The 12,854-nt window shown below is 38.9% G+C and carries 9 protein-coding genes and 1 pseudogene; 5 read left to right on the top strand and 5 right to left on the bottom strand.

Annotated elements, in window-relative coordinates:
* The 4 genes from CEY16_RS04025 to nadB form a co-directional block, all read right to left on the bottom strand.
* Positions 1 to 3,045, bottom strand: a complete 3,045-nt coding sequence (locus CEY16_RS04025) for an efflux RND transporter permease subunit (protein WP_101330674.1) — start codon at positions 3,043 to 3,045, stop codon at positions 1 to 3.
* A 130-nt stretch (positions 3,046 to 3,175) separates the two neighbouring features.
* Entirely contained in the window at positions 3,176 to 4,276 is a 1,101-nt protein-coding gene (nadA, locus tag CEY16_RS04020) for a quinolinate synthase NadA (protein ID WP_101331135.1), read from the bottom strand.
* 14 nt (positions 4,277 to 4,290) lie between these two features.
* Entirely contained in the window at positions 4,291 to 5,139 is an 849-nt protein-coding gene (gene nadC / locus CEY16_RS04015; RefSeq protein ID WP_101330673.1) for a carboxylating nicotinate-nucleotide diphosphorylase, read from the bottom strand.
* Positions 5,120 to 6,676, bottom strand: coding sequence for an L-aspartate oxidase (nadB, locus tag CEY16_RS04010; protein ID WP_101330672.1), 1,557 nt, complete (start codon positions 6,674 to 6,676; stop codon positions 5,120 to 5,122). The genes nadC and nadB overlap by 20 nt, the downstream gene beginning before the upstream one ends.
* A 102-nt stretch (positions 6,677 to 6,778) precedes the next feature.
* Between nadB and CEY16_RS04005 the strand changes: the two genes are divergently transcribed.
* Together CEY16_RS04005 and CEY16_RS04000 are read left to right on the top strand one after the other, a co-directional pair.
* Positions 6,779 to 7,927 (top strand): cysteine desulfurase family protein, encoded by a 1,149-nt coding sequence (locus CEY16_RS04005; protein ID WP_162297841.1) that lies wholly within the window; start codon positions 6,779 to 6,781, stop codon positions 7,925 to 7,927.
* Positions 7,927 to 8,469, top strand: coding sequence for a transcription repressor NadR (locus CEY16_RS04000; protein WP_101330670.1), 543 nt, complete (start codon positions 7,927 to 7,929; stop codon positions 8,467 to 8,469). The genes CEY16_RS04005 and CEY16_RS04000 overlap by 1 nt, the downstream gene beginning before the upstream one ends.
* Positions 8,470 to 8,515: 46 nt before the next feature.
* Here the strand turns inward: CEY16_RS04000 and prli42 are convergent, their stop codons facing one another.
* Positions 8,516 to 8,656, bottom strand: coding sequence for a stressosome-associated protein Prli42 (prli42, locus tag CEY16_RS15115; RefSeq protein ID WP_162297840.1), 141 nt, complete (start codon positions 8,654 to 8,656; stop codon positions 8,516 to 8,518).
* Positions 8,657 to 8,799: 143 nt separating this feature from the next.
* Here prli42 and CEY16_RS03995 point away from each other — a divergent pair, with 143 nt between their 5' ends.
* The 3 genes and pseudogenes from CEY16_RS03995 (at position 8,800) to CEY16_RS03980 (ending at position 12,851) form a co-directional block, all read left to right on the top strand.
* Positions 8,800 to 10,458, top strand: a complete 1,659-nt coding sequence (locus CEY16_RS03995; RefSeq protein ID WP_101330669.1) for an acyl-CoA mutase large subunit family protein — start codon at positions 8,800 to 8,802, stop codon at positions 10,456 to 10,458.
* Positions 10,459 to 10,491: 33 nt separating this feature from the next.
* Positions 10,492 to 11,300: pseudogene (mce, locus tag CEY16_RS15390) on the top strand (methylmalonyl-CoA epimerase).
* A gap of 3 nt (positions 11,301 to 11,303) precedes the next feature.
* On the top strand, positions 11,304 to 12,851 hold the full coding sequence (locus CEY16_RS03980) for an acyl-CoA carboxylase subunit beta (protein ID WP_101330667.1): 1,548 nt from the start codon (positions 11,304 to 11,306) through the stop codon (positions 12,849 to 12,851).
* The last annotated feature ends 3 nt before the right edge of the window (positions 12,852 to 12,854 follow it).

Below are 12,854 nucleotides of genomic sequence, written 5' to 3'. Positions count from 1 at the left end.
TTAAGCATTCTTAACTTTCTTCCCTTTAAACAACACATACAACACTGGTACAAGTAGTAATGTCATGATTGTCGAGAACAGAATTCCAGAAACAACTGTTATCGCAAGAGGTCGGAATAATACATCGCCTGCGATTGCGACAGGAAGTAAAGCAACTATAGAAGTTAAGGCGGTTAAAACAATTGGTCTGAATCTTGCTCTACCAGATTCGATAATTGCTTCGGATAGGGAGTTGCCTTCTTTCAATGCCTGCTCGATAAAGTCGACAAGAACGAGTGAGTTCCGTACAACAATACCTGTCAATGAAACCATTCCAGTTACCGCAAGGAAACTAATTGGTGTTTGTGTGATAAATAGTCCTAAAATTGCACCCGCTATTCCTAGATACACCGATACCAAGATCAAGAATGGCATCCGCAGAGAGTTAAATTGAAGAGCTATTAAGAGATATACTAACAGAATTACAACTGAAAAGATGACTGTTATTTCTTTGAAGAAGCTATCTTGGCTATCCGTTTCAGCACCAGTTGAAAGGGTGTAAGCACCATCAGCTTCTTCATTTTCTTCAGCGACAAAGGATTCTATATCACTTTCAAACGTACTTGTATCATCTGCGTAAGCTCTTATTTTTAATGATCGATCTCCTTGTTCATGATAAATCAGTGGAATTTGTTCTCCTTCACTGACAGAAACAAGTTCATCAACTGCTATTACCGGAGGTCCTTGTTGTGTATTTGTAGGAACCACCATGTCCTCAAGTGGTAACTGCTCACCAGGACTTAAACGGTCCACAAACAGTCTGACATCGTAATTGTTTTGGTCTTGAGTAATAGGCTGTAATGGGATACCTGTAGTACGTATACTGAACTGTTGGCTTATTGATTGAGCTGTGACACCAAACTCTTGTAGCGCGTCACGATTAAGGTCGTATACAAGTGCTTGAGACAGCTCACCGACATTATCAACTACTAAATCTACATCATAATTTCTGAGTTCCTCCATGGTTCGATCTCTGACCTCAATCAATTGATCTAAGTCTTCACCCTTAATAGTTACAGTAAGAGGAGCCCCTGAAGGAGGACCTTGTTCAATAGTTTCCATGAATATTGTAGCATTTGAATATTCATCTCTCAGTTGACCTTCCCATTTTTCAATATAATCAACTGCACTTATATCATTTTTATCAATCCTTACAATCAATCTCCCAGTATAATCCCCTGATTGATTCATTGGTTGTGTAAACAGGTTTGGTGCACTTGAACCGGTGAATACACTGACATCTTTAACCTCTGATCCTTCATCAATTAAGTCTGATTCAATCTGTTGTAAAAGATCGAACGTTTCATCTTGTGTTGCGCCATTTGGCAGTGAAACATCGATGGTCACTTCTTCACGATCAGCTGCTGGGAAGAATTCGAAAGGTGTCCAAACGATCAAACCGAATAACAACGTAGCGAACACTAAACCTAATGAAGCTGTTATCTTTGGCTTGCGGATAAGCTTTTTCAATATACTGTCCGCGTATAAAGAAGATCCTTTATTAAAAAGTTTTCCTAAGATACCAGGATTAGCGGACATCTTATTACTTTTCTTTTTGTAAAGGAAGTACCGTATAGATGGTACCAGTATCAACGCAATTATGGTTGAAGCTATTATCGTACTGATAAGGACCGCTGGTAAAGCTCGGATAAACGCTCCGTTGGCTCCAGACAAGAGAATAAGTGGAGAAAAGGTAAAAACGATTGCTAACGTTGACGTAATAATAGACGTCCTGACTTCTGCGATCCCCTTAATAGCGCCTTGCATCGCATTATCACCAAGGCTGTATCGTCGTTGTATATTGTCATTCATCACGATTGAGTCATCTACTAGTATACCGAGTGCTATAATCGCACCGATTACAGAGATTTGATTGAGATCAACGCATAAGAATGGCAACGGTATTAAACCTAAGACCACAGATAGAGGAATGGAAATCGCAACAATAATTGCACCAGATAGTGATAAGCCTAATGTTGTGATCAGCACTACTGCTATAACAGATATTGCTAGTGATAAGAATAAACTGTCAAAAACACCTGAAATGAATTCTGATTGAGAGAAATAGGATTCGAATTCGATGGAATCAGGCAAATCATCTGCAAGTGGTTGAACTTCGCTTTGTACTTGTTCACTGATCGATGGAATGTCTTCACCGCTCTGTAATGAAATTGTCAGGTTCAGTGCTGGTTTACCTTTGTAAGTGATTAAATTAGGTGATTCAGCTTCTTGCAAATCAATCGATGCAAACTCAGATAATTCAATAGATTCACCTGATTGATTTTGAACAGTTGTATTACCAAGTTCATCTAATTCTTCGTAATGATCTATAGTTAAAGTGAATTTAGTATCATCTTGTTGATGTTCTCCAGCTGGAGAGGGGTACCATTCATTCTCGATTGCTGAGATGATATCGGGAAGTAAAAGTTGATTGTTTTGAATTTCATCGTTGTCTAAATTAATCGCTACTTCGAAATTTTCGAGCCCATTGAATTGGGCTTGTTGTACACCATTAATATCTTCAATGGTTTCTTGCCATTCCTCACGATGCTCATACATTTCATTTAAATCTTCACGATTATCAGCTGTAAAGAAAAAAGAGAAAATAGGTGTAGAGAGTTCGTTTTCTTTAACTTCAGGTTGTTGAACGTCCTCCGGAAAAGAGGAGGATACTCTTTGAATTTCTTGATTCAGTTCGTTAACCACTGAAGAGGTGTCTACTCCATCTTCAAGAGTTAGAATAACAGAGGAAAAGCTATTGGTAGACGTGGATTGAAATTCTTCCACGCCGTCAAAGTTTTTAATCGATTCTTCTATTGGATTAGTTACAGTTGATTCTACAGCTTCAGGTTCAGCTCCAGGATAGGAGGTCGAGATATTTACAGTGTTTAAAGGTGTTTCGGGGAAATCTCTTTGAGGTAGTTCTGTAAACGTATAAATTCCTACAATTAATAATAAAATGAAAAACAAGAAGATTAGCTTATAGCGTTGCAATAAATATGTCATTGTTATGTCCCCCTATGTGTGTCAAAACGAGCGATTTGTGAAAATGATAACTTTATTATACTTGGAACAAAAAACTTATACAAAAATAATACACAGTAATAGTGAAAAATATTACTGTGTACAAATTAATTTATAAATCTAGCATTTTATCAAGCGCTCTGGCAGCATATGTTGTAACTTTTTCATCCACTTTAATTTCATGAACTGGTTGATCGGTTAACAAACTCTCTAATGACCAAGCTAAATGAGGGAGGTCAATTCGGTTCATCGTTAAACACGGACACATATGAGGATTCAATGAAATAATCTTCTTATCCGGATTTTCTTTTATCAATCTTTTAACTAAATTCATTTCGGTTCCAATCGCCCATTCAGAATTTTCAGGTGCTTGATCAATCTTTTCAATGATATATTTGGTTGAACCTGATAAATCAGACTTTTCAACGACTTCTCGTTTACATTCTGGGTGGACAAGGATGTTCATGTTTGGATGTTGCTGTCTAACTTGTTCAATATTTTGTTCAGTGAAATTCTCATGCACTGAACAATGACCCTTCCATAAAATCACTTTGATTGATTCAAGGTCACCTTCATAATCTAGTTTTTCTAAGATTGGATCCCAGACTGCCATCTCATTCAATGGTACTCCTAACTCAACGGCTGTATTCCTCCCGAGGTGTTGATCCGGTAAGAATAATAATCTTTCTTTTTGTTGGAATGCCCACTGCATGACCTTTTTAGCATTTGAAGAGGTAACTGTACTTCCGTCACGTTCACCGACAAATGCTTTAATAGCAGCAGTTGAATTGACATAAGTCATAGGTAAGATCGTTTCGCCGAACATTTCGGTGAGGGCGGCCCAAGCTCTTTCTGTCTGTTTGATATTCGCCATATCAGCCATCGAACATCCTGCACGAAGATCAGGTAAATAGACTTTTTGATCTTCAGTGGAAAGAATGTCCGCGGTTTCAGCCATGAAATGTACACCACAAAAGACGATGTAGCGTGCACTTGTATTAGCAGATAATTGAGCTAGTTGCAGAGAATCGCCTCTAGCGTCCGCAAACTGAATGACCTCTTCTTTTTGATAGTGGTGACCAGGAATGAAAAGGTCTGAGCCTAACTTATCTTTGACTTCTTGAATTCTAGCCATCAGCTTTTCTTCAGATTCATATTTATATTCATCTGGTAATTGTGGAGTCGATCGCTGTATTTCTTCTAATATATTCATCATCAAAATCCTCTCTATTGGTTTACTTTGGTTGATGTTCTAACCCGTGCGCTGATATCCAATGACTGGATTTGGTGAGTTAAATAACCTAGTGAAATGACATCTATATTCAAGTCTGAATAAAAGGGTAGTGTGTCGATTGTAATTCCTCCCGACACTTCCGTTTGAATAGAAGGTGGGATAAGTAAAAGCATCTTCTTTAAATTCGCATGATCGACATTGTCTAACATAATGCAATCTACCTGATTAGCAATTGCTTCCTTAACTTGTGATTCTGTTTCCGTTTCAACTTCAATTTTTACCATGTGACCAATTCGATTTCGAACGGCTTCTACAGCATTTGTTATCGACCCTGCAAATTCAATATGGTTATCTTTAATCATTACTGCATCATCTAGCCCAAACCTGTGATTGACTCCACCACCAACAAAAACAGCATACTTCTCTAACATGCGTAAGCCTGGTGTGGTTTTCCTCGTATCACTGATCTTCGTATGTGAGTTATTTAACATTTGAACACTTTCTCTGGTCATGGTAGTTATACCACTTAAACGTTGTATGAGGTTCAATATGACGCGTTCACCTTTTAACAAATCAATAATTTTCCCGGAAGCTCTTGCAATCACTAGACCTTCTTGTAATTCCTCACCATCCTCAACTAACATTTCTACCTTTACAGATGGGTTGAGCACTGAGTAGCCATTAGTAATTACTTTGCTCCCACAAAAATAACCAGAAGACTTAGAGACGAATTCGATTTCACCTTGTTCGTCATTGAAGATTCCTTCGCTCGTCAAATCTTGGTAACCGATATCTTCCATAAAAAAATGTTTTAAATCTTCTTTAAGCTTTAACTCGTTCATTTGACTCCCTCATTTTCTTAAAATGTGATTGAATCGCAGAAAACTGTTGTCGTTCGTAAGGAAAATCTGAGCGAAAATGTGCTCCTCGGCTCTCTGAACGTTTTAATGCAGATTCGGTAATTAAATAGGATAATTGATAAGCAAATAACCGTTCGATCTCCTTCTTGCTGCTAGAATCCAATGATGGAATAGTTAATGGGAAATTAGTGAAAGAATTCAACCAATTAAGCATTTGTTGTAATTGGTTATGATTTCGAATGATTCCAACATTCCTCATCATTTGTTCTTGTAGTTCTGTTAGGGTTGGGAGATACGACAGACCACTCGATTCTTTAGGTGAACTATTATGAAAGTACTCATGATTTACAGGTGCTCGTTTATTTATATGGTCAGCTAATGCCTTTCCCATATATAAACCTTCAAGCAATGAATTGCTCGCTAATCTGTTAGCACCATGAATACCTGTATGCGCAACTTCACCGATTGCATACAGTTGATTGACGGAGGTCTGACCTTTAAGCGTTGTCTTAATACCACCGATCATAAAGTGAGCACCAGGACAAACGGGTAATAAACCTTCTTTCATTGAAATATCATTATTTCTACACATCTCAGTGATTGAAGGGAATTTCTTTTCAAAATCACTAATGGAGGAGACATCTAAATAAATGTTCTCTCCATTCTGAAGGTGCTCGTAAATTTTCTGAGAAACAATATGTCTAGGTGCAAGGTCCGCTAAAGGATGGAAGTTCTCCATAATTTTTTCTCTATAATCATTTACTAGAATGCCACCCTCACCACGAACGGCTTCACTGATCAGCCCTTTACATTCGCCATCTCTGAAAAGAAGAGTGGGGTGAAATTGGATAAATTCTAAATTAGTGAGTGTAGCACCAGCATGATAACCTAATATGTATCCATCTCCTGTAGCGAAAGGACCGTTAGAAGTATAAGTGTATAATTGTCCCGCGCCACCTGTAGCTAACACGATGGCTTGTGCATGCAACTCGCGATTTATGTTGTATTTGTCTTTGTATTTAACTCCGTAGCATGTGTTAGAGGATTCATCCACTAAAACTTCATAGACCAATGCATGTTCAATGGTTTGTGTGTTTCCTAAATCATTCTTAAGTGAGTTGACGATAAATTTTCCTGTTTGATCACCGCCAGCATGTAAAATTCGATTAAAACTATGTGCACCTTCACGACCTAGTGATAGGAGGTTATTAGAAGTTTTATCAAAAAAACAGCCTATTTGAAGTAAACCATTTATTAAGTTAGGTGCTTGGTTGATGATGCTGCGAACGGTATCAGCATCATTAAAGTGACAACCTGCCACCATAGTGTCGTCAAAATGAGATTCAGTTGAATCATCGGGTCCCACTGACGCTGCAACTCCACCTTGGGCAATAGAGGAGTTACTTGTTTCCAAATTATCTTTAGTTAGTATAGTTATATCTAAGTCATTATTTAATTGAGATGCCAATTGAAGAGCAGCCACTCCGCTGCCAATAATAATCACGTCAGTTTTCTTCATGTTGACCTCCGAAATTTACATGTGTCTTGACATCTATATTTACATATATTTTAATGTATGACAAGTACGTACAACCATCTTTTATTAGAGGAGGACCTCTTTTTGAAATATTTCGATTACGCTGCTACTACTCCAATGTGTGAGGAAGCTCTAGAGGCCTATAAAGAATGTGCTTCAACCTATTATGCGAACGCTAATAGCTTGCATGACCTAGGGACTTCTGCGGAACAACTCTATACACAATGCAAACGTACAATTAGCGAAGTACTAGGTGCTGATACAGATCAACTTTTCATAACGAATGGAGGATCTGAAGCTAACTGGATAGCATTGGACTTCCATACGAATAACTCAAGTGGCAAACACATCATCATTTCACAGGCAGAACATAATTCTTTACATAAAATATGTGAGATATTTAAAAAGGAAGGTTATTCAATCACTTCTATTCCATTGGACGAATCTGGACGAATTAACATTGGTGCTTTGCAAAATGCAACAACTGAAGATACTTGTCTAGTTGCTTTACAGCATATTAATGGTGAGATCGGCACGATGCAGCCAATAGATGAAGTGGCGAATTGGTGTGAAGAAAAACAAATCAAATTACATGTAGATGCTGTTCAAAGTTTTGGGAAATTGGATATAAGTCATATAACCAAAAGAGTGGATAGTCTTTCATTTGCAAGCCACAAATTTTATGGCCCTAAAGGTAGTGGTGGTCTTTATTTGAAGGAAGCCCATAACACAAATGCGAAAAGAACGTCCCAATTGATGCTAGAGGGTAACACGATTGATGTTCCGAGCGTGGCGGCGATGACTGTTGCTGCAAAGGTAACAGTGGGTGACTGTCATTCAGAATTTACACGAATGAAATATATGAGGGAAGAATTTATAGACAAGTTGAGTTCAATCAATCACTTGATTGAAATTTACGGATGTGAAAATGAGGATTTCCAGCTACCATCGATTCTAGGGCTTGGTATTAGAGGACTGGAGGGTCAGTGGTTGATGTTGGAATGTAATCGAAAAGGATATGCCATTTCCACAGGAAGTGCATGTGATGTAAAATATAATCATACACCAAACACTTTGAAAGCATTAGGAGTTTCAGATGAACGGGCAAAGGAGTTCATTCGCATCTCGTTCGGCAAGTATACCAAGCTAGAAGATGTGATTGGTTTAGCCCAAACCATAAAAGAAATCGTTTATGAACATTTAGGGATTGACCAAGTAGAGAAGGTGAAATGATGAGTAAGGAAGAAAAGATGGTAGGAGAGAAAAGACGTGACTTTCTTCTTAAATGGTTGAAAGACAGTAATGAACCAATTACTGGAAGTCAAATGGCGAGCCGGGCGTCAGTCAGTCGGCAAGTGATTGTAGGAGATATGGCTTTACTCAAGGCGAAAGACGAGCCGATTATATCTACCAGTCAAGGATATGTATACTTTAGCCAATCTCAATCCGATCATATGATAGAACGCACGATTGCTTGTTTCCATTTACCGAAGGATACTGAAAGAGAATTGAATTTGTTAGTTGATCATGGTGTTTACGTTAAAAATGTGATCATTGATCATCCGATTTACGGGGAATTCACTGCATCTCTTCATATTTCGAACAGAAAAGAAGTGGAAAGATTCATAAAGGATGTCGGTCATTCGAAAGCCTCTTTGCTTTCTGAATTGACAGATGGCATCCATCTTCATACGATTTCTGCGCAGTCTGAAGATCTTCTTGACGAGGCAGAAGCTGCACTGAAAGAAGAAGGATTTCTCGTGAATGAAGCATAAAAAGGTATGGGATCGAAATCGACCCCATACCTTTTTTTTGCTTTACTTATATAAACATGCCAGCTCCCATTGTAAACACTGAAAGAAGCATTGCTATAATCATTAAATAGATGACTATTGTCGTCCACTTCTTTCTTTTACGGTTACCTGAAGAAAACGGAGCATTTGTTTTCTTTTGATTAGCCACGTGAATTCCTCCTTACGTATTCCCACTACTTTACATTGTAAAAGAAAAACTTTGATTGGACAAGATAAAACTTTCCTTTACAATAAAAGTAGATGTTTCAACGCCATATGAAAGAAGAACGCACATGGAAGGGAGAATTACATATGTCACAATCTTATAATGAAAAGAAATCAAAATGGGAACAGCAAGTAAAAAAAGCTAACGAAAAATTCCCAGAGAGAAAACAACCCTTTTTAAACAAATCTGAGATGGAAATAGACCCATTGTACCTTCCTGAAGAGGAATCAGGATATGAGAGATATGTCGAAAAATTGGGATTTCCTGGGCAATATCCATACACACGAGGCATACAACCATCAATGTATCGAAATAGATTTTGGACGATGCGTCAGTATGCAGGATTCGGGTCTGCCAAAGAAACGAATCAACGTTTCCGTTATTTATTGGATCAAGGTCAAACCGGCCTTTCTGTAGCTTTCGACCTTCCAACTCAAATTGGGTATGATTCAGATGATCCGATGGCAGAAGGTGAAGTTGGTAAAGTTGGGGTAGCCATAGATTCATTAGAAGATATGGAAACGTTACTTGATGGAATTCCACTTGATCAAGTAAGTACTTCAATGACGATCAACGCACCAGCTTCAGTTTTACTTTGCATGTACATTGCGGTTGCAGAAAAGCAAGGCGTTCCAGCAGATAAAATCACTGGAACCATCCAGAACGACATTTTAAAAGAATATATTGCTCGTGGAACTTATATTTACCCACCAAAGCCTTCCATGAGAATCATTACGAATATATTTGAATTTTGTGCAGAGAATGCTCCTAAATTTAATACAATCAGTATATCAGGTTACCATATTCGCGAAGCAGGTTCTACGGCCGTGCAGGAAGTAGCATTTACATTAGCTAACGGAATGGCTTATGTTGATGCAGCAATTGAAAGCGGTTTAAAAGTTGATCAATTCGCACCTCGTTTAGCATTCTTTTTCAATGCTCATAATCACTTCTTTGAAGAAGCAGCTAAATTCCGTGCAGCACGAAGAATTTGGTCGAAGTTAATGAAAGAGAAGTACCAAGCTCAAGACGAAAAAAGTTGGCGCTTACGTTTTCACACCCAAACAGGTGGCTCGACCCTTACAGCACAGCAACCGGATAACAATATTGTCCGCGTAGCCTTACAAGCTTTATCAGCTGTGATGGGAGGTACTCAAAGCCTACACACTAATTCAAGAGATGAAGCTCTTGCTTTACCTACTGAGGAGTCAGCAAGAATTGCTCTTCGTACTCAGCAGATCATTGCTCACGAAAGTGGTGTTGCTGATACTGTTGACCCTCTTGCAGGTTCTTATTATGTTGAAAAATTGACAGACGATATTGAGCAGCAGGTGATGGAATATATCGAAAAGATCGACGAAATGGGTGGGGCGGTTCAAGCAGTAGAAGATGGTTATATGCAACGCGAAATCCACCAAGCTGCCTATGAAGCACAAAAGAAAATCGAATCTAAAGAAGATATCATCGTAGGCATGAACGAATTCCAAACAGATGATGAAGTGCATGCTGATTTATTGAAAGTAGATGAAGCTTTGGAAAAAGAGCAGGTAGAAGGTTTACAAAAAATACGTCAGAAGAGAGACCAAGAAAACGTTGACCAACTTCTTAATGAGTTGAAAACTGCAGCGCAGGACGAGAAGGTAAATGTGATGCCACACATTCTTGATTGTGTGAAGGCTTATGCGACTGTCGGTGAAATTTGTAATGTGCTCCGAAGTGAATTCGGTGAATACACAGGTGCTTAAATAATAATTGTGAAGTTGAGAGGAGATAAATGAATGGAACAGAAAATACGTGTGCTAATTGCCAAGCCTGGCCTTGATGGGCATGACAGGGGCGCATTGATTATAGCTCAGGCATTGCGAGATCGAGGCATGGAAGTCATCTATACTGGCCTTCGTCAATCAGCTGCGCAAATTGCTCAAGCAGCGATTCAGGAAGATGTTGAAGTGATTGGGTTGTCCTCATTGTCAGGTGGCCATAAATCACTTTTCCCGAAAGTTGTCCAAGAATTAAAAGAACGTAAAGCTGATGATATTCCAGTCATCGGTGGTGGTGTTATTCCTGAGGAAGATATTTCTTATTTAGAAGATGCAGGCATTAAAAAAATATTCACACCAGGGACAACCACTTCCGAAATCGCAACTTATATTGAAAATCTAGTGCGGGGTGATGCATCTTGAAAAAGATCGCTCATATCGGAATAGCAGTAAAAAATCTAGATAAGATGATTCCTTTTTACAAAGATTCTCTTGGTCTAGAGTATTTAGGAACAGAAGAAGTGCAAACTGAAAAAGTACGGGTAGGCTTTTTTCGTATTGGCGAGAGTGCGATTGAATTATTAGAACCTATCGATGAGGAATCTCCAATTGCTAAATACATTGATAAAAAAGGTGAAGGGATCCACCACATTGCTTTAGAGGTAGATGATATTGAACAACGCCTGCAATCAATGAAAGAAAATGGGATTCCATTAATCCATGAACAACCTAAACAAGGTGCTCATGAGTCCCAAATTGCCTTTCTTCATCCGAAAGCAGCGAATGGCGTTTTATTCGAAATGTGTCAACAAAAGCAGGAGGATTAATAAATGGATATTTTTGATAAAATTAATGAATTATATGACAAGCGTCGTAAAGTTGAAATGGGTGGCGGCGACGATAAAATTCAAAAACAGAGAGACAAAGGAAAACTCACTGCACGTGAGAGAATCGCTTATTTAGTAGATGAAGGTTCGTTCGTTGTGTTGAATCCATTTATCGAACATAGAGTGACTGACTTCGGAATGGACGGAAAAGAAGTTCCAGGAGAAGGTGTTGTTACTGGCTATGGAAAAGTAAATGGACGTCCGATTTATTTGTTTGCGCAAGATTTTACTGTATATGGCGGAGCATTAGGAGAGATGCACGGTAAGAAAATCGCTGCTGTCATGGATCTGGCCGCCAAAAATGGCACGCCTTTTATCGGCCTGAATGATTCAGGTGGAGCTCGTATCCAGGAAGGTGTCGCTTCACTAGATGGGTATGGACATGTTTTCTATCGTAATTCCATTTATTCAGGAGTCATCCCACAAATATCAGTCATCATGGGACCTTGTGCTGGTGGAGCAGTGTATTCACCTGCAATTACAGACTTTGTCATTATGGTGGAGAAGACATCGCAAATGTTCATTACTGGTCCGAAGGTAATCGAAACAGTTACAGGTGAAAAAATATCTTCAGAAGATCTTGGCGGAGCTGATGTACATAACGCTAAGAGTGGGAATGCACATTTCAAAGCTTCCACGGAAGAAGAGGCTTTGGACCAGGTGAAAAGACTGATCGAATACCTTCCACAAAACAGCCAGGAATTCACACCTCTTTTAGAAGAGGGGGACGATAATGATTTCCGTGATGAATTGACAGATCTCATCCCTTTTGATCCGATACGTCCTTATGATGTTCGTACGGTACTCAATGAGGTTGTTGACGATGGTTCATTTTTTGAGATGCATAAAGATTTTGCAAAGAACATCGTAGTAGGATTCGCTCGAATTAAAGGGAGATCCGTCGGTTTAGTTTGTAACCAGCCAAAATTCATGGCAGGTGGCCTTGATATCGACTCAAGTGATAAGGCTTCAAGGTTCATTCGAACGTGCGACTCTTTCAATATCCCAATCATAACCTTTGAAGACGTAACTGGGTTTTTCCCGGGAATCAAGCAGGAACATGGGGGAATCATTCGCCATGGTGCTAAAATTCTTTATGCTTACTCTGAAGCAACAGTTCCTAAAATCACAGTTATTACAAGAAAAGCATACGGTGGCGCTTACGTTGCTTTAAATAGTAAATCGATTGGTGCCGACTTAGTTTACGCATGGCCAAATGCGGAAATAGCAGTAATGGGACCAGAAGGTGCAGCGAATATTATTTTTGCAAAAGATATTAAAGAGAGCGACCAACCAGAAGAAACTAGACAAGAGAAGATCGATGAATACCGTGAAAAATTCGCGAATCCTTACGTTGCAGCGGGACTCGGAATGGTCGATGATGTAATTGATCCAAGAGAAACACGAATTAAATTAGCCCAGAGCCTTGATATGCTCAAGAATAAGAAAGAAGATCGTCCGAAAAAGAAACACGGAAACATACCTTTGTAAGGA

Source organism: Halalkalibacillus sediminis, from assembly GCF_002844535.1.
Taxonomy (GTDB): domain Bacteria; phylum Bacillota; class Bacilli; order Bacillales; family Alkalibacillaceae; genus Halalkalibacillus_A; species Halalkalibacillus_A sediminis.
The sequence above is the reverse complement of the archived record's forward strand: the minus strand, read 5'-3'. Positions and strand labels throughout refer to the sequence as shown.

What these genes read in the sequence shown, in the direction of transcription:
- CEY16_RS03980 (WP_101330667.1), top strand. Translation starts at nt 11,304, where the DNA reads ATGGATATTTTTGATAAAATTAATGAATTATATGACAAGCGTCGTAAA.
- nadC (WP_101330673.1), bottom strand. Translation starts at nt 5,139, where the DNA reads ATGAACGAGTTAAAGCTTAAAGAAGATTTAAAACATTTTTTTATGGAA.
- CEY16_RS04025 (WP_101330674.1), bottom strand. Translation starts at nt 3,045, where the DNA reads ATGACATATTTATTGCAACGCTATAAGCTAATCTTCTTGTTTTTCATT.
- nadA (WP_101331135.1), bottom strand. Translation starts at nt 4,276, where the DNA reads ATGAATATATTAGAAGAAATACAGCGATCGACTCCACAATTACCAGAT.
- CEY16_RS03995 (WP_101330669.1), top strand. Translation starts at nt 8,800, where the DNA reads ATGTCACAATCTTATAATGAAAAGAAATCAAAATGGGAACAGCAAGTA.
- nadB (WP_101330672.1), bottom strand. Translation starts at nt 6,676, where the DNA reads ATGAAGAAAACTGACGTGATTATTATTGGCAGCGGAGTGGCTGCTCTT.
- CEY16_RS04000 (WP_101330670.1), top strand. Translation starts at nt 7,927, where the DNA reads ATGAGTAAGGAAGAAAAGATGGTAGGAGAGAAAAGACGTGACTTTCTT.